Source organism: Phreatobacter sp. (assembly GCF_016793595.1).
GTDB lineage: Bacteria > Pseudomonadota > Alphaproteobacteria > Rhizobiales > Phreatobacteraceae > Phreatobacter.
In genome coordinates, this window is sequence record NZ_JAEULY010000003.1 from 51,220 (window position 1) to 67,965 (window position 16,746).

At 67.7% G+C, this 16,746-nt stretch carries 13 protein-coding genes; 8 read left to right on the forward strand and 5 right to left on the reverse strand.

The annotated features are described in order from the left end of the window. The first annotated feature begins 96 nt into the window (after positions 1-96). Positions 97-984, forward strand: coding sequence for a LysR family transcriptional regulator (locus JNK84_RS03095; protein ID WP_293420459.1), 888 nt, complete (start codon positions 97-99; stop codon positions 982-984). 99 nt (positions 985-1,083) lie between these two features. Here JNK84_RS03095 and JNK84_RS03100 read toward each other — a convergent pair whose 3' ends face one another. From JNK84_RS03100 to JNK84_RS03110, 3 genes are read right to left on the reverse strand one after another with little or no spacing between them, the layout of a single operon-like run. After that, positions 1,084-4,260 carry an efflux RND transporter permease subunit gene (locus tag JNK84_RS03100; RefSeq protein ID WP_293420461.1) on the reverse strand — a complete coding sequence of 1,059 codons (3,177 nt, stop codon included), beginning with the start codon at positions 4,258-4,260 and terminating at the stop codon, positions 1,084-1,086. A 15-nt stretch (positions 4,261-4,275) separates the two neighbouring features. Continuing rightward, a complete protein-coding gene (locus tag JNK84_RS03105) occupies positions 4,276-5,436 on the reverse strand; it encodes an efflux RND transporter periplasmic adaptor subunit (protein ID WP_293420463.1) in 1,161 nt (386 codons plus the stop codon). 6 nt (positions 5,437-5,442) lie between these two features. Next, entirely contained in the window at positions 5,443-6,063 is a 621-nt protein-coding gene (locus JNK84_RS03110) for a TetR/AcrR family transcriptional regulator (protein WP_293420465.1), read from the reverse strand. A gap of 229 nt (positions 6,064-6,292) precedes the next feature. Between JNK84_RS03110 and JNK84_RS03115 the strand changes: the two genes are divergently transcribed. Then, complete coding sequence (locus JNK84_RS03115) at positions 6,293-6,628, forward strand: ComEA family DNA-binding protein (protein ID WP_293420467.1); 336 nt, start codon at positions 6,293-6,295, stop codon at positions 6,626-6,628. A 39-nt stretch (positions 6,629-6,667) separates the two neighbouring features. Here JNK84_RS03115 and argE read toward each other — a convergent pair whose 3' ends face one another. Then, a complete protein-coding gene (gene argE, locus JNK84_RS03120) occupies positions 6,668-7,831 on the reverse strand; it encodes an acetylornithine deacetylase (RefSeq protein WP_293420469.1) in 1,164 nt (387 codons plus the stop codon). A 132-nt stretch (positions 7,832-7,963) separates the two neighbouring features. Between argE and JNK84_RS03125 the strand changes: the two genes are divergently transcribed. The 6 genes from JNK84_RS03125 (at position 7,964) to JNK84_RS03150 (ending at position 14,965) form a co-directional block, all read left to right on the forward strand. Continuing rightward, positions 7,964-9,130: a M20 aminoacylase family protein gene (locus tag JNK84_RS03125; RefSeq protein ID WP_293420471.1), complete on the forward strand. Its 1,167-nt coding sequence runs from the start codon at positions 7,964-7,966 to the stop codon at positions 9,128-9,130. 66 nt (positions 9,131-9,196) lie between these two features. Continuing rightward, complete coding sequence (locus JNK84_RS03130; protein ID WP_293420473.1) at positions 9,197-10,360, forward strand: M20 aminoacylase family protein; 1,164 nt, start codon at positions 9,197-9,199, stop codon at positions 10,358-10,360. Positions 10,361-10,378: 18 nt separating this feature from the next. Continuing rightward, positions 10,379-11,545 (forward strand): M20 aminoacylase family protein, encoded by a 1,167-nt coding sequence (locus tag JNK84_RS03135; protein WP_293420475.1) that lies wholly within the window; start codon positions 10,379-10,381, stop codon positions 11,543-11,545. A 292-nt stretch (positions 11,546-11,837) separates the two neighbouring features. Further along, positions 11,838-12,695 (forward strand): crotonase/enoyl-CoA hydratase family protein, encoded by an 858-nt coding sequence (locus JNK84_RS03140; protein ID WP_293420477.1) that lies wholly within the window; start codon positions 11,838-11,840, stop codon positions 12,693-12,695. 109 nt (positions 12,696-12,804) lie between these two features. Next, positions 12,805-13,971, forward strand: coding sequence for a M20 aminoacylase family protein (locus JNK84_RS03145; protein ID WP_293420479.1), 1,167 nt, complete (start codon positions 12,805-12,807; stop codon positions 13,969-13,971). A gap of 10 nt (positions 13,972-13,981) precedes the next feature. Continuing rightward, on the forward strand, positions 13,982-14,965 hold the full coding sequence (locus JNK84_RS03150) for a Gfo/Idh/MocA family protein (protein ID WP_293420481.1): 984 nt from the start codon (positions 13,982-13,984) through the stop codon (positions 14,963-14,965). A gap of 10 nt (positions 14,966-14,975) precedes the next feature. On the opposite strand, the gene JNK84_RS03155 is transcribed toward JNK84_RS03150, so the two are convergent. Beyond that, complete coding sequence (locus JNK84_RS03155) at positions 14,976-16,601, reverse strand: GMC family oxidoreductase (RefSeq protein ID WP_293420483.1); 1,626 nt, start codon at positions 16,599-16,601, stop codon at positions 14,976-14,978. Between the last annotated feature and the right edge of the window lie 145 nt (positions 16,602-16,746).

Sequence of the window (16,746 nt, forward strand, 5' to 3'; positions counted from 1 at the left end):
GCATCAACTCCGGCGCCATCCCTAGAGCGAAGCCATGCGGCAACCAAGCACCAAGATGGCGCATGCGTTGTGCGCATTTTGGCGTAAGATGCGCATATGACGCCAAACTGGGATCATGTCCGGGTCTTCCTCGCCGTGGCGCGCACCGGCCAGTTTCTCGCCGCCGCGCGGGCACTGACGCTCGACCATGCGACGGTGGCCCGGCGCATCTCGCTGCTGGAAACATCGCTCGGCACCCAACTCTTCGCCCGCTCCACGGCCGGCGTCAGCCTCACCGTCGCCGGCGAGAAGTTCGTCGCGGCCGCCGAGGCGATGGAGACCGCCTGGCTCGACGCGCAGGCCGATGTCTCGCAGGTCGACCGCGTCATTTCGGGCACGATCCGCGTCGGCGCGCCGGAAGGCTTCGGCGCGCTGTTTCTTGGCCCCCGCCTCGGACGGCTGGCTGAACGCCACCCGGACCTCACCATCCAGCTCGTGCCGTTGCAGCGGACCATGTCGCTGTCGAAGCGCGACGCGGACCTCGCCATCGTCATCGACCCGCCGCCCGACGGCCGGCTGACCGTTCGCAAACTGACCGATTACGGTCTCGGCCTCTATGCCGCGCGCAGCTATTTCCAGCGCCGCCCGATGCCGGCGAAACCCGACGACCTGCACCGCCACCTGATGGTCACATCGGTCCAGGAACTGCATTACTCCGAAGCGCTGACCTACTATCCGCCGGCCTTCGACGCCGGACAGCGCCGGCTCGAATGCGCCAGCGTGCTGGCCCAGATGGAGGCAGTGAAGGCCGGCGCCGGCATCGGCGTCCTGCACGACTACGCCACGCGCGACATGCCCGAACTTGTCCGCGTGCTGCCGCAGCTGTCGATCCGGCGCACCTACCACCTCGTCGCCCATGTCGATACGCGCCGCATTGCCCGCATCGACGAGGCCTATCGCTTCGTCGTGGAGAGCGTCGAGGCCGCCGGGGACCTGTTCCTGTGAACCACCCCGGAAACGAGAGAAGCCCGGCGCAGGCGGGGGCGGACCCACCGGCACCGGGCTTCACCATCTCTCCGGCTTTGGGACCGGAGATCTGGATTCCTATTCGGCGGCGACCCTGATCGGGCGCTGCGACTCGCTGCCCTGAGGGGCGTCGGCGGGCAGCAGCAGCGGCGGGCGGCCGCCATGACCATGCCCCGCCTGCTCATCGTCCGGTTCGTCGGCGGGACCGACGAAGCGCCCGAAGATCCAGCCGAAGAAGCGGCCGACATCGTCCATCACCGTGTAGAACGACGGCACGAAGACGAGGCTCAGCACGGTCGAGACGATCAGACCGCCGATCACCGCGATGGCCATCGGCGCGCGGAACTCGCCGCCGTCGCCGGAACCGAGCGCCGGCGGGATCATCCCGACGCCCATGGCGAGCGTGGTCATGATGATCGGGCGGGCGCGCTTGCGGCCGGCATCGAGGATCGCCTCGGTGCGGCTCATGCCTTCGCGCTCCTTCTCGACCGCGAAGTCGACCAGCATGATCGCGTTTTTCGTCACGATGCCCATCAGCATGAGGATGCCGATCACCACCGGCATGGAGATGGCGTTGTTGGTGAGCAGCAGGGCGATGATGACGCCGCCGAGGGAAAGCGGCAGCGACATCAGGATGGTCAGCGGCTGGAACACCGAGTGGAACAGCAGCACCAGCACGCCGAGCACCATCAGGAGGCCGGTGCCCATCGCGAGCGCGAAGCCCTGGAAGACCTCAGCCATGATCTCGGCGTCGCCGCCGCGCTGGAACGACACGCCGGCCGGCAGGTTGCGCGCCGCCGGCAGGGCGAAGATCTGCTCCAGCGCCGGCCCGATCTCGAGCCCGCCCGAAAGGTCGGTGCCGATATTGACGCGCCGGACGCGGTTGTAGCGCTCGATCGAGGACGGACCCTGGCCGAACGAGATGTCGGCCACGGCCGTCAGCGGCACCTGCTGGCCCGACGCCGTCGTCACGGTGAGGGCCGAGATGATGTCGAGATCGGCGCGCGTCGCGATGTCGAGCTGCACGCGGATCGGCACAAGCCGGTCGCCGGCATTGAACTTGGCGAGGTTGGCCGCGACATCACCGATGGTCGCGACCCTGACCGCTTCCGAGATCTGGTCGGTGGTGACGCCGTAGCGCGCGGCTTCGTCGGCCTTCGGCACGACGCGGATTTCCGGGCGCTCGAGGCCAGCGGTCGCCGCGACGTTCACGAAGCCCGGAATCTGACGCATCTCGGCTTCCAGATTCGCCACCGCCTTCGACAGGTTCTCGGCATCGTTGCCGCGCACGATGATCGACACCTCGCGCTCGCCGCGATCGTTGACGTACCAGGCGCGAATATCCGGGATCTGGTTGAACAGCGGCGAGGTGGCTTCCTGAATCTGCCGCTGCGTGCGCTCGCGCTTGGTCTTGTGGGTGAGGCGCACGATGACGGTCGCGCGGCGCACTTCCAGCGTGCCGACGGGATTGGCGCCGCCGACGACGAGCACGGATTCGACCTCCGGGATTTCCTTCTTGATCAGCCGCGCCAGCCGGTCCGAGCGCTCGCGGGTGTCGTCCAGCGTCGAGCCCGGCGGCAGCTCCATCGAGACGACGAAGCGCGCCTCGTCCGGGAACGGAATGAAGCCCGTGGGCAGGAACTTGATCGCCCAGATCGACACCGCGAACACGCCGATGCCGGCGAGCAGCGTCAGGTAGCGGAACCGGACGGTGGTCCTGAGGAAGCCGAGATAGGCCCGCATCAGGACGCCGTCCTTCGGCTCCCTGTGCGCGTGCGGCCGCAGGAAATAGGCCGCGAGCATCGGCGTGACCAGGCGCGCGACCAGCAGCGAGAACAGCACCGCCACCGCGACCACGAGGCCGAACTGCTTGAAATACTGGCCGGCAATGCCGCCCATGAACGAAACCGGCGCGAAGACCGCGACAATGGTCAGCGAGATCGCGATGACCGCGAGGCCGATCTCGTCCGCCGCCTCCATCGAGGCGCGGTAGGGCGATTTGCCCATCTTCATGTGTCTGACGATGTTCTCGATCTCGACGATGGCGTCATCGACGAGGATGCCGGTGACGAGAATCACCGCCAGCAGCGAGACGAGGTTCATCGAGAAGCCCATCATCTCCATGACCCAGAAGGTCGGGATGATGGACAGAGGCAGCGCCACCGCCGAAATGATCGTGGCTCTCAGGTCGCGCAGGAACAGGAAGACGACGATGACGGTGAGGGCCGCGCCCTCCATCAGCATCTCCATCGCCGACTTGTGGTTGCCGGCGGTGTAGTTCACGGAATTGTCGATCTCGGTGAAGGTGATGTTCGGGAACTGCTTCTTGAGTTCCTCGATCCTGGCGCGCGCGAGCGCGGCCACGCGCACGTCGGACGCGCCCTTCGAGCGGAACACCTGGAAGGCGACCGTCGGCGTCTCGCCGTTGAGGCGCGTGAAGCTCTTCGGCTCCTCGTAGAGATCGGTGACGGTGCCGACATCCGACAGGCGCACCTCGCGCCCGCCGGGCAGCACGATCTTGGTGTTGGCGAGTTCCTCCACCGTCTGCGCGCCCGCGAGCGTGCGGATCGACTGCTGCTGGCCGCCGACATCGCCGCGCCCGCCCGCGAGATCCACATTGGTCGCGCGCAGCTGGCGGTTCACGTCGCCCGCCGTGACGCCGAGCGCCATCAGGCGGTTGGCGTCGAGTGAGACGCGGATTTCGCGCAGCACGCCGCCGTTGCGGCTGATGCGGCCGATGCCGCGCAGGCCCTGCAGCTCGCGTTTCACCGTGTCGTCGACGAACCATGACAGCTGCTCCAGCGTCATGCTCGGGGTCGCTACCGCCACCGTCATGATCGGCTGGTTCTCGACGTCGAGCCGCTCAATGATCGGCTCGTCGATGTTGCGCGGCAGGTCGGCGCGGATCTTGGCGATCGCGTCCTTGACGTCGTTGAGCGCGCGGTCGGTGTTCACCTCGAGCCGGAACTCGATGATGGTCGTGGAAACGCCGTCCGTCAGGTTGGAAATGACGTTCTTGACGCCGGTGATATTGGCGACCGCGTCCTCGACCTTCTTGGTGATCTGGGTCTCGAGTTCCGCCGGGGCCGCGCCCGCCTGCGTCATCGTCACCTGGATCAGCGGCACGTCGATATTCGGGAAGCGCGTGACCGGCAGGTTCGTGTAGCTCATCCAGCCGAGGAAGCAGAGCACCACGAACAGCACGATGGACGGCACCGGCTGGCGGATCGAATAGGCCGAAACGTTGAACGACATGGCTCCGTCTCCGCCTTACCTGGACGCGACATCGGTCGGCGTCACGCGGTCGCCGTTGCGCACGAAGCTCCCCGAAACCGCGACGACCTTCTCGCCCTCGGCGAGGCCTTCACGAATCTCGATCCGGCCCTCGGCGCGCAGGCCCGTGACCACCGGCCGGGTTTCCACCACGCCGTCCTTGACGACCTGCACCGTCGTGGCGCGGCCGAACATCACCGCCGACAGCGGCACGAGAATGCCCTGGGACCGCGCCACCTCGACGGTGCCGCGACCGAAGGCGCCGAGCGGCGGGCGCTCGTCGCCCTTGACGCTGATCCGCACGCGGCCGAGCCGGTTGGCGGTGCGCACCTCGGGAGCAACCAGGCGCACCGCACCGGCGAGCGGCTTGTCGAAACCCGCGGCGTCGATGGTGGCGGGCTGGTCCGGGCGCATCCGGGCGAGCGTCGTCTCCGGGACATCGGCCTCAAGCTCGACCTCGCCGCGCGCGATCAGGCGGAACAGCGGATCGCCGGACTGCGCGCCCATGGCGCCAATGGCCATCTGGCCGAGCCGGGCGGTGCGGCGCGAGATGACGCCGTCGACCGATGCCTTGATCTCGGTCCGCGCGATGCGCAGCTCGATGTCGCGGCGCTGGCTCCGGGCGAGGGCGAGATCGGCTTCCGACAGAGCCAGCGCGTTGGTCGTCGCTTCCAGCCGCGCGGCCGAGGTCCGGGCCGCCGAGACGCGCTGGTCGAGCGCATCGGCCGAGGCTGCGCCGGTCTGCTGGAGCTGCCGCGTGCGCTGAAGCTGCTGGTCGGCCAGCGACTTGGCCGCCGTCGCCTCGGCGATCGAGGCCCGAGCCTGCGCGATGGCGGCCTCGGCGCGGGCGATCTGCGCGCCGTTCTGCGCAAGCTGCACGTCGAGCATCTCACGGTTGAGGCGCGCCAGAACCTGCCCGGCCCGGACCCGGTCGCCTTCCTCGGCGAGGATCTCGATGACCGTCAGGCCCTCGATCTCGGGCGAGACGAGCACTTCCTCGCGGGCGACGAAGGAACCGGTGGCGATCACGGTCTCGCGCAGGTCGCCGCGCATGGCGGTGGCGACGGTGACGGAAGGCGCGCGTGTCTGGGCGAGCGCCATCGGCGCGGCGGCAACGAGCGCGACAAGGGCGAGAACGGGGGAAAGGGAGCGTGTCATGATGGCTCAGGTCGCATTATCAGTGGACGGCGCGGACGGTGTCAGCAGCATGCCCGCGAGCACGTCGAACATGATCGACATGGCGTTTACGGGGTCGAAATCGGGATCGCGGGCGCGCCGCAGCATCAGCCCGTCAGCGAAAGTAATGAGAAACTGGACGGCGCGGTCCAGATCGGCATGCGGCGAGGTCTGGCCGCGCGCCCTGGCCAATTGCAGGGCGCCAAGGAGCTTGTCGTGGATAAAAGCGTCGATGCGCGTGCGCAGCGCCGCGATCTGCGGATTGCGCGCCACCTCCGACATGCTCTCGATCCACATGGCGCAGTGCTCGCGCGGCTCCTCGACCATGTGCACCTTCGCCAGCTCCCGGAACGCCTGCCATATGTCGGGCGCGTCGGCGAGTTCGGCGAATTGCTGGCCGACCTCCTCGAAATCACGCTCGCACAGGCCCTCGATCATGGCTTCCTTGGACGGGAAGTAGCGGTAGAGGTTGCCCGGACTCATCCCTGCCTCGGCGCAGATTTCGCTCATCGACGCGCCATGGAAGCCCGAGCGCACGAAGCAGCGTTCGGCCGCATCGAGGATCGCCGCCTTCCGGTCGGTGCGCTGGATGTTGTCGATACGCGGCATCAGTGGGGGAAACTCCGGCGCAGTCACTTAGACCGGCGCCATGGATGGTGCAATGCAAAAATGAATGAACGTTCGCTTTTATGATACAATTGACATGACATGCGTCAATCAGCCGCATCGGGCGGGCGGGCCTGGCTGACCAAACGGAAAGCTGGTCGGGCGCCTGCGAATCCGGCATGAATTTGCCTGATTCCGCGCAACCAATGGCGCGACATCAGGGAGCCGCCGCATGCTGAAGACCCTTCTTGCCGCCGCCGCGATCAGCCTCGCCGCCTCGGTCGCCATCGCACAGACAACGCCGGCGCCCTCGACGCCGACGACGCGTCCGGCAACGCCCATGCCGACGACGCCGGTCAATCCGACCGCGCCTGCCGCCAACCTCATCGACATCAATTCGGCGAGCCGCGCCGAGCTCATGACCCTGCCCGGCATCGGCGAAGCCCGCGCGGATGCGATCATCCGCGGCCGGCCCTACCGCGGCAAGGACGAATTGCCGCGCAAGAATGTCATTCCGCAGGGCGTCTACGACAACATCCAGGCCCGGATCATCGCGCGCCAGCGCTGACGGCCGCGCCGCCCGGCCGGGACGGCGTGCCGTCCCGGTTCAGGCCGAACACTCGCGGACCAGTCCGGCGAGGAAGGCGTCGCACTTCGCGAGCTCCGAGACCTCGATCCACTCGTCGGGCTGGTGAGCCTGGGCGATGTCGCCGGGCCCGCAGATGACGGTCGACAGCCCCGCGCGCTGGAAGATGCCGGCTTCCGCGCCATAGGCGACGACCTGGACGCCGTTGTCACCGGTGAGCCGGCGCGCGAGCCGTTCGGCCTCGCCGTCCGCCTCGCGCCCGAGCGCGGGACTGCCGACGCGGTGGGTGATGAAGACGCCGGCATCGGGATGCACGGCCTTCATCGCCGGCTCGATCTCTGTGCGGACGAAGGCCTCGTATTCCTTGAGATAGGCGAAGCCGTCGTCGCCGGGGACCAGCCGTATGCCGGTCACGAAGCGGCAGTCCAGCGCCGTGATGTTGTGGGCGGTGCCGCCGTTGAGCTGGCCGACATGGAGCATGGTCCAGCCCGGCTCGAAATAGGGCACGCCGCCATTGCGCTCGGCCTCGGCCTTGTTGCGGAGGTCGCGGTCCTCCATCCAGCTGACCAGCCGGGCCGCGACGAAGATCGCGGAGACGCCGGCATAGCGGTTCGAGGAATGGACCTCGTGCCCGCGCACATGGGTATAGATGACGAAATAGCCCTTGTGGCCGGTGACGACCTTCATCCGGCTCGGCTCGCCGACGAAGCAGACGGCCGGCTTCGGCCAGTCGGCGCCGAGCTTCGCGGCGATGGCGCGCGCGCCGTCCATCCGCACTTCCTCGTCCGCCGAGAGGCAGATGTGGATCGGGCGCCTGAGGTCGGCCTTCATCATCGCCGGCACGGCCGCAAGGACGCAGGCGTCGAACCCCTTCATGTCGCAGGCGCCGCGCCCGTAGAGCCGGTCGCCCTTCGGCGTCAGCCTGAACGGATCGCTCGTCCAGGGCTGGCCTTCCACGGGCACGACGTCGAGATGGCCCGACAGCATCACGCCGCCATCGCCCTTCGGTCCGATGGTCGCGAAGATGTTGGCGTTCTGCCCGTCGGCCTGCGGCAGCACCTCGAAAGGCACGCCGTGCGAGGCAAGGTATTCGCCGATGAAGGCGATGCAGTCGAGATTGTGCGTCTCCGACACGGTCGGGAAGGAGACGAGGCGCTCGAGCAGTTCGATGCTGGTCAGGTTCATGGGAGAGGCTGTCATTGCCCGAGGGAGCCCGAGCCGAGCCATGCGCGTCAAGAGCACGTGACCGCATGGCAGGTCGATTGACCGCGGCATCCGGCTCCGGTTTGGTTGCCGCTTCGATTTCCGGAGGTTTCCATGCCCATCGTCAACCGCATCTCGGCCCTTCACGACGAGGTGACCGCCTGGCGGCGCGACATCCACGAATATCCCGAGTTGCAGTTCGACGTGCACCGCACGGCCGGCATCGTCGCGGATAAGCTGAAGGAGTTCGGCTGCGACGAGATCGTCACGGGAATCGGCAAGACCGGCGTCGTCGGCATCATCAAGGGCCGGAACACCGGCTCCGGCAAGGTCATCGGCCTGCGCGCCGACATGGACGCGCTGCCGTTGACCGAGATCACCGGCTTGGCCCATGCCTCCAAGGTTCCCGGCAAGATGCACGCCTGCGGCCATGACGGCCACACCGCCATGCTGCTGGGCGCGGCCAAGTACCTCGCCGAAACCCGCAATTTCGACGGTTCCGTCGCGGTCATCTTCCAGCCGGCGGAAGAGGGCGGCGGCGGCGGCCGCGAAATGGTCAATGACGGCATGATGGATCGCTTCGGCATCCAGGAGGTCTACGGCATGCACAATGCGCCGGGCCTGCCCGTCGGCCAGTTCGCGCTGCGCCCCGGTCCGCTCATGGCCGCCGCCGACCGCATCGAGATCCTCGTCGAGGGCAAGGGCGGCCATGCCGCCAAGCCGCATCTCGCCGTCGACACGATCCTGATCGCCTCGCAGATCATCGTGAACGCCCAGTCCATCGTCTCGCGCAACGTCGACCCGCTGCAGAACGCGGTCGTGTCGATCTGCGCCTTCAATGCCGGCTTCACCGACAACGTCATCCCGCAGACGGCGCGCCTGCAGGGCACGGTGCGCACGCTGACCCCGGAGATGCGCGACTTCGTCGAGGCCCGCCTTCACGCCATCGTCGAGGGCACGGCGGCGGTGTTCGGCGGCACCGCCAAGCTCGTCTATCATCGCGACTATCCCGTCACGAAGAACCATGCCGATAATGCCGTCTTCGCCGGCGACGCCGCCGCCGCCGTGGTCGGCGAGAACGCGATCAACCGCGACACCGTGCCGGTGATGGGCGGCGAGGACTTCTCGTTCATGCTGGAGGCCCGCCCCGGCGCCTTCATCTTCATCGGCCAGGGCGACGGCCCGAACGTCCACCACCCCGCCTATGACTTCAACGACGAGATCATCCCCATCGGCATGAGCTACTGGGCCAAGCTCGTCGAGAGCCGCCTGCCCGCCTGATCCCGACGCCCGCGCCCTTCCGCAAGCCGGAAGGGCGCCCCTTCCTCGCAGCCGCTCCGGGCCCCCATGCCGATCAGCAACCGCATTGCCGACCTCGCCCATGAGGCGGCCGAATGGCGCCGCGACTTCCACCAGCACCCCGAACTCCTGTTCGATCTGCCGCGCACCTCGGCCATCGTCGCGGAGAAGCTGCGCGCGTTCGGCTGCGACGAGGTGGTGACCGGCATCGGCCGCTCCGGCGTCGTGGCGCTGATCCGCGGCAGCCATGCGGGCACCGGCAGGGTCATCGGCCTGCGCTCGGACATGGACGCGCTGCCGCTGACCGAGATCACCGGCTTGCCGCATGCCTCCAGGGTTCCCGGCATGATGCATGCGTGCGGCCATGACGGGCACATGGCCATGCTGCTCGGCGCCGCCAAATATCTCGCCGAGACCCGCAACTTCGCCGGCACGGTGGCGCTCGTCTTCCAGCCGGCGGAAGAAGGCGGCGGCGGCGCGCGCGAGATGATCGCCGATGGCATGATGGAGCGCTTCGGCATCCAGGAAATCTACGGCATGCACAACGGCATCGACCCTGCCGGCACGTTCTCCGTAAAGGCTGGGCCGACCAGCGCGGCCGCCGATCGCATCCACATCCTCGTCGAGGGCAAGGGCGGTCATGGGGCGATGCCGCATCTGGCGGCGGATACGGTGCTGGCAACGGCGCAGATCGTCATCGCCATCCAGTCGGTCGTCTCGCGCAATGTCGATCCGCTGGAGGCCGCCGTCGTGTCGATCGGCTCGCTCAATGCCGGCCATGCCAACAATGTCATTCCGCACACGGCCGAACTGCGCGGCACCGTCCGCATTCTGACGAAGGACGTGCAGGCGCTGGTCGAGGCCCGCCTGCGCGAGGTCGTCGAGAAGACCGCCCGGACCTTCGGCGCGACGGCGACCTTCACCTACATCCATGGCTGTCCCATGGTGGTGAACCACGTCGCCGAGGCCGAGCATGCGGCGCTTGTCGCCGCCGCTATCGTGGGCCCGGACAATGTCCGCCGCGACAAGCCGCCCTCCATGGGCGCGGAGGACTTCTCCTTCATGCTGGAGGCCCGTCCCGGCTGCATGGTCGGCATCGGCCAGGGCGGCGATTTCGGCGTCCACCACCCCGCCTACGACTTCAACGACGAGATCATCCCCATCGGCATCAGCTACTGGGCAAGACTCGTCGAAACCCGCCTCGCTGCCTGATCACGCCCCGGAGCCCCCATGCCCATCGTCAATCGCATCTCGGCCCTCCACGAGGAAGTCACCGCCTGGCGGCGCGACATCCACGAATATCCCGAACTCCAGTTCGACGTGCACCGCACGGCCGGCATCGTCGCGGAGAAGCTGAAGGAGTTCGGCTGCGACGAGATCGTCACCGGCATCGGCCGGACGGGCGTGGTCGGCATCATCAAGGGCCGGGCCAACGGCTCCGGCAAGGTGATCGGCCTGCGTGCAGATATGGACGCCCTGCCGCTTCAGGAGATCACCGGCCTGCCGCATGCCTCCAAGGTTCCCGGCAAGATGCACGCCTGCGGCCACGACGGCCACACCGCCATGCTGCTGGGCGCGGCCAAGTACCTCGCCGAAACCCGCAATTTCGACGGCACGGTCGCGGTCATCTTCCAGCCGGCCGAGGAGGGCGAAAACGGCGCCGACGCCATGGTGAAGGACGGCATGATGGACCGCTTCGGCATCCAGGAGGTCTACGGCATGCACAATGCGCCGGGCCTGCCCGTCGGCCAGTTCGCGCTCCGCCCCGGCCCGCTTCTGGCGGCGGTCGACAATTTCCGCATCGAGGTCGAAGGCAAGGGCGGCCATGCCGCCAAGCCCCACCTCTCCATCGACACGATCCTCGTCGCTTCCCACATCGTCGCGGCGGCGCAGTCCATCGTCGCGCGCAACATCGATCCCCTGAAGAGCGCGGTGGTCTCGATCTGCGCCTTCAATGCCGGCTTCACCAACAACGTCATCCCGCAGACGGCGGAGCTGCGCGGCACGGTGCGCACCCACGACGCGGGCGTGCGCGACTTCATCGAGCAGCGCCTGACGGAACTCGCCGAGCGCACGGCCGCCGTGTTCGGCGCAACCGCCCGGGTGATCTACGAGCGGGTCGTGCCGGTCACGGTGAACCACGAGACGCAGACGCCTTACGCCGCCGATGCCGCCTCGGCTGTCGTGGGCGATGCCGCGGTCAATCGCGACACCACGCCGATCATGGGCGGCGAGGATTTCGCCTACATGCTCGAGGCCCGTCCCGGCGCCTTCATCTTCATCGGCCAGGGCGACACGGCCAACGTCCACCACCCGGCCTATGACTTCAACGACGAGATCATCCCGCTCGGCATGAGCTACTGGGCCAAGCTGGTGGAAAACCGCATGCCGGCGTGACGCACGACTGCCCCCCGGACCGCCTGGAACGCAGACCCCCCGAGGCGTCATGGCCGGGCATAGGCGGCTTTCAGCCGCCGTCCTTTTGCAAAAAGCGCCGAGGCAACGCCTCGGCTATGCAGGCCATCCGCGACTTGAGCATAGCGGCAAAGGCAGACGCGAATGCCCGGCACCAAGCCGGGCATGGCGGGAAAGCACGTCCGTCCTTGGGCCCACTCTCTCATTCGCATGAGCGGCGATAGCATCCTCCCGAACGGTGCCCGACCAGAATGGGCCCGGCAGGGAGGCTGCGATGGCCAAGGTAGTCTACGAGAAGGATGGCCGGATCGGCCGCATCACGCTGAACCGGCCCGAGGTGCTGAACGCCATTGACGACGAGGTGCCGGCCGAACTCGCGGACTGCGTCGCGCGGGCCAATGCCGATCCCTCCGTCCATGTCATCGTGCTGTCCGGCAAGGGCGATGCCTTCTGCGCCGGCTACGACCTCGCCTACTACGCCGAAGGCAACGGCAACGGCCAGGCGACTCAGGACATGCCCTGGGATCCCATGAAGGACTATGCCTTCATGATGCGGAACACCGAGGCGTTCATGTCGCTCTGGCGTTCCTACCGGCCGGTCATCTGCAAGGTGCACGGCTTCGCTGTGGCGGGCGGTTCGGACATCGCCATGTGCTCGGATATCACCGTCATGGCCGAGGATGCCCGCATCGGCTACATGCCCGTCCGCGTCTGGGGCTGCCCGACCACGGCCATGTGGGTCTATCGGCTTGGGCCGGAAAAGGCCAAGCGCATGCTGTTCACGGGCGACAAGATCGACGGCCGCGAGGCCGAGAAGCTCGGGCTGGTGCTGAAGGCCGTTCCGGCCGCCGATCTCGACCGCGAGGTCGAGGCGCTCGCCGAGCGGATGGCGACGGTGCCGGTCAACCAGCTGATGATGCAGAAGCTGGTCGTCAATCAGGCCATCGAGGCCATGGGCCTCAAGCAGACGCAGATGTTCGCCACCATCTTCGACGGCATCACCCGCCACTCGCCCGAAGGCATCAACTTCAAGACGCGGGCCGAACAGGTCGGCTGGAAACAGGCGGTGCGCGAACGCGATGCCGGCACCTTCGACTGGACGCAGAACCGGCCGATCAATCCGGGTGGGTGAACCGAGGGATCATGAGGCTGCCGCATCCCAGTGATCCGCACCACCCCCTCGCCTCCGCGCGCGCGAAGGGCTAGCTTGCCGCCTTTCGCATCGCCCTCCGGAGAGTTCCATGGCCATCATCAACCGCATCGCCGACCTTCACGACGAAATCACCGGCTGGCGGCGCGATTTCCACGAGAACCCGGAACTGCTCTACGACGTGCACCGCACGGCCGGCATCGTGGAGAAGAAACTGAAGGAATTCGGCTGCGACGAAGTGGTGCCCGGCATCGGCCAGACCGGCGTCGTCGCCGTCATCAAGGGCCGCAAGAACGGTTCGGGCAAGGTCATCGGCCTCAGAGCCGACATGGACGCGCTGCCGATCGAGGAGGCGACCAACGCCCCCTACAAGTCGAAGATCCCCGGCAAGATGCACGCCTGCGGCCATGACGGCCACACCGCCATGCTGCTGGGCGCAGCGAAGTACCTCGCCGAGACCCGCAATTTCGACGGCACCGCCATCATCATCTTCCAGCCGGCCGAAGAGGGCGGCGGGGGCGGCGACGCCATGGTCAAGGACGGCCTGATGGAGCGTTGGGGCATCCAGGAGGTCTATGGCATGCACAACATGCCGGGCATTCCCGTCGGCCATTTCGCGGTGCGCAAGGGCCCGTCCATGGCCGCCGCCGATCGCTTCATCATCGACATCGAGGGCAAGGGCGGCCACGGCGCCATGCCGCATCTGTGCGTCGATCCGGTGCAGGCCGGCTTTGCCATCGGCCTCGCCATGCAGACCGTCGTCTCGCGCAACGTCGATCCCATCGAAAGCGCGGTGATCTCCATCACCTCGGTCAAGGCGGGCGAAGCCTTCAACGTCATCCCGCAAACGCTGCGCATGCTCGGCACGGTGCGCACCTTCAAGCCGGAGGTGCAGGATCTGGTCGAGGCGCGGATGAAGGAACTCGCCGAGAACGTCGCCAAGGGCATGGGCTGCACGGCCAAGGTCGACTACCAGCGCGGCTATCCCGTGACGTTCAACCATGCCGACCAGACCGATTTCGCGGTCAAGGTCGCCAAGGCCGTGGTGGGCGACGACAAGGTCGATGCCGAGACCCCGCCGCTGATGGGCGCGGAGGACTTCTCCTACATGCTCAACCAGCGTCCGGGCTGCTACATTTTCGTCGGCAACGGCGACACGGCGGCCTGCCATCACCCCGCCTACGATTTCGACGACAGCGCCATTCCGGCCGGCACCAGCTACTGGGCCAAGCTCGTCGAAACCGCCATGCCGACCTGACGTGGCTGACATGGCCGACAACCGCATCGTCCTCGGCATTGTCGGGGCGGGCATCATGGGCGAGCGCCTCCTCGGCGCCGCCCTGTCGCAAGCGGGCGAAAGCATCCGCGTCGCCGGCATCTGGGACCCGTCCCCGGATGCCATGGCGCGGATCGCCGCCGCCTTCCCGGACGTGCCGTGGCTCGGCGATGCGGCAGCGGCGATCGCCGCCTGCGACTGCCTCTATGTCGCCTCGCCCCCGGCGTCGCATCTCGGCTATGCGCGGATGGCTCTGTCGGCCGGCAAGACCGTCTTCTGCGAGAAGCCGCTGGCAGTGGACCTCGCCGATGCGCGCGCCTTCGTGGCCGAGGCAGGAAGCAGGGGGGCGGTCAACTTCCCGTTCGCCTCGTCGCCGGCGGTCGCCACCTTGCAGCGCTGGATCGCCGAGGGCGTGATCGGCACGCCCCGACGCATCGCCATCGAGGTCGCTTTCGCGACATGGCCGCGCTCCTGGCAGGCGGACGCGGCGGGCTGGCTGGATGCGCGGGCGCAGGGCGGCTTCAGCCGCGAGGTCGTGTCGCATTTCCTGTTCCTGTCGCGCCGGCTGGGCGGGCCACTAGCCGGCTTGAAGGCAAGCGCCGATTTCCCCGAGGCGGGCCGCTCCGAACGACGCATCGCCGCGACGCTGACCGCCGGCAACCTGCCGGTGACGCTGTCGGGGACTGTCGGCATCACGACCAAGGACGACCACAATATCTGGATGATCGAGGGCGGCGCCGGCGCCGTCAGGCTCTGCGACTGGTCGGTCGCCGAGCGGCGGATGCCGGATGGCTCGTGGCAGCGCGATCCCGATGCGCTGCCGAACGAGAAGGCGCGCCCGCTCGTGCTGAAGCGCCAGCTCGAAGGCGTCGCGCGAATGACACGCGGCGAACCCTTCAACCTCGCGACACTGGCCGAGGCGCTGGATGTCCAGGAAGTGGTCGAGGCGGTGCTGGCATCGCCAGCATCGGCCTGAGACGCGCGCCTCAGCCCTTCGCATCCTCCAGGATCATCCGCGCGCCCTGCTCGGCGATCATCAGCGTCGGCGTATTGGTGTTGCCGGAGGTGATGGTCGGCATGACCGAGGCGTCGGCGATGCGCAGCCCATCGAGACCGATGAAGCGCAGCCGCTCGTCCACCACCGCCATGGGGTCGGAGGCGAGGCCCATCTTCGCCGTGCCGACGGGGTGGAAGATCGTCGTGCCGATATCGCCGGCCGCGCGCGCAAGGCTCGCCTCGTCGTCGCCGATGACCGGACCCGGCAGATATTCCTCGGGACGGTAGGGCGCGAGCGCCGGCTGGCTCATCAGGCGGCGGGTAACGCGCAGCGAGTCGGCGGCAACCTGCCGGTCCTCCTCGGTCGAGAGGTAATTCGGCGCGATGACCGGCGCGTCGGTCGTCTCGGCCGAGCGGATGTGGATGGACCCACGCGAGGTCGGCCTGAGATTGCAGGGCGCGACGGTGACCGCCGGGAAGCGATGCAGCGGGTCGCCGAACTTGTCGAGCGACAGCGGCTGAACGTGGAACTGGATATTGGCGCGCTCCTGACGCGGGTCGGACCGCGTGAAAATGCCGAGCTGGCTCGGCGCCATGGTCAGCGGCCCCGTGCGGCGGAAGGCATATTCGAGCCCCATCAGGCCACGCCGGATGAGGTTGTGGTAGGTCTCGTTCAGCGTGCGGATGCCGGACACCTTGTAGATCGCGCGGATCTGCAGGTGGTCCTGCAGGTTGGCGCCGACGCCGGGCTTCTCCTTCACGACGTCGATGCCGTGGCGCGACAGCACCGCGCCGTCGCCAATGCCGGAACGCTCGAGGATCGCGACCGATCCGATGGAGCCGGAGGTCAGCACCACCTCGCGGCGGGCGCGGACGATGACGCTCTCGGCCCCCTGCCGGTACTGGACGCCGGTGACGCGGCCGTTCTCGACGATCAGCTTTTCGATCAGGACGCCGGAATTGAGCTCCAGATTGTTGCGGGCGTCGATGACGGGCTTCAGGAAGCCGCGCGCCGAGGACCAGCGCAGACCCTTCTTCTGATTGACGTGGAAGGCCGCGACGCCCTCGTTGTCGCCGGTATTGAAATCGTCGAGCGCCGGCACGCCCATCTGGACGGCCGCCTCGCGCACCTTGTCGAGCAGGTCCCAGCGCACGCGCGGGGCTTCGACCCGCCATTCGCCGCCGGCGCCGTGATGCTCGCTGTCCCCGAGGAAATGGTCTTCCAGCTTGCGGAACACCGGCTTGACGTCGTCCCAGCCCCAGCCAGAGAGACCGAGCTGCCGCCAGTGGTCATAGTCCGCCGCCTGTCCGCGCATGGCGATCATGGCATTGATGGCGGAGGAGCCTCCGATCACCTTGCCGCGCGGATAGATCAGCGCCCGGCCGTTGAGCCCCGGCTCCGGCTCGGTCCTGAACATCCAGTCGGAGCGCGGATTGTTGATGGCGAAGAGATAGCCGACGGGGATGTGGAACCAGATCCAGTCGTCCTTGGTGCCGGCCTCCAGCAGCAGCACCCGGTTGCGCCGGTCGGCGGAGAGACGGTTCGCCATCAGGCAACCGGCCGTGCCGGCACCGCAGACGATATAGTCCCACTCCGCCTCGATGACGCGCGCCATGGTTCCTCCGAAAATGTGCGGGCTCTGGTCGCGGCCCTTCATCCGATCCATCGCGCGGGGCGGGGCCGAGGTCAATTGGACGGAGGGCGATGACAGGGCGGGATCAGCGGAATCTGCAAACCGCCCTTTCGCCGATGCCCCATTC

Excerpts from the sequence above, each read along its gene's own strand:
- JNK84_RS03140 (WP_293420477.1), top strand. The coding sequence starts at position 11,838 with ATGGCCAAGGTAGTCTACGAGAAGGATGGCCGGATCGGCCGCATCACG.
- JNK84_RS03135 (WP_293420475.1), top strand. The coding sequence starts at position 10,379 with ATGCCCATCGTCAATCGCATCTCGGCCCTCCACGAGGAAGTCACCGCC.
- JNK84_RS03095 (WP_293420459.1), top strand. The coding sequence starts at position 97 with ATGACGCCAAACTGGGATCATGTCCGGGTCTTCCTCGCCGTGGCGCGC.
- argE (WP_293420469.1), bottom strand. The coding sequence starts at position 7,831 with ATGAACCTGACCAGCATCGAACTGCTCGAGCGCCTCGTCTCCTTCCCG.
- JNK84_RS03155 (WP_293420483.1), bottom strand. The coding sequence starts at position 16,601 with ATGGCGCGCGTCATCGAGGCGGAGTGGGACTATATCGTCTGCGGTGCC.
- JNK84_RS03100 (WP_293420461.1), bottom strand. The coding sequence starts at position 4,260 with ATGTCGTTCAACGTTTCGGCCTATTCGATCCGCCAGCCGGTGCCGTCC.
- JNK84_RS03115 (WP_293420467.1), top strand. The coding sequence starts at position 6,293 with ATGCTGAAGACCCTTCTTGCCGCCGCCGCGATCAGCCTCGCCGCCTCG.
- JNK84_RS03130 (WP_293420473.1), top strand. The coding sequence starts at position 9,197 with ATGCCGATCAGCAACCGCATTGCCGACCTCGCCCATGAGGCGGCCGAA.
- JNK84_RS03150 (WP_293420481.1), top strand. The coding sequence starts at position 13,982 with ATGGCCGACAACCGCATCGTCCTCGGCATTGTCGGGGCGGGCATCATG.
- JNK84_RS03125 (WP_293420471.1), top strand. The coding sequence starts at position 7,964 with ATGCCCATCGTCAACCGCATCTCGGCCCTTCACGACGAGGTGACCGCC.
- JNK84_RS03105 (WP_293420463.1), bottom strand. The coding sequence starts at position 5,436 with ATGACACGCTCCCTTTCCCCCGTTCTCGCCCTTGTCGCGCTCGTTGCC.
- JNK84_RS03110 (WP_293420465.1), bottom strand. The coding sequence starts at position 6,063 with ATGCCGCGTATCGACAACATCCAGCGCACCGACCGGAAGGCGGCGATC.
- JNK84_RS03145 (WP_293420479.1), top strand. The coding sequence starts at position 12,805 with ATGGCCATCATCAACCGCATCGCCGACCTTCACGACGAAATCACCGGC.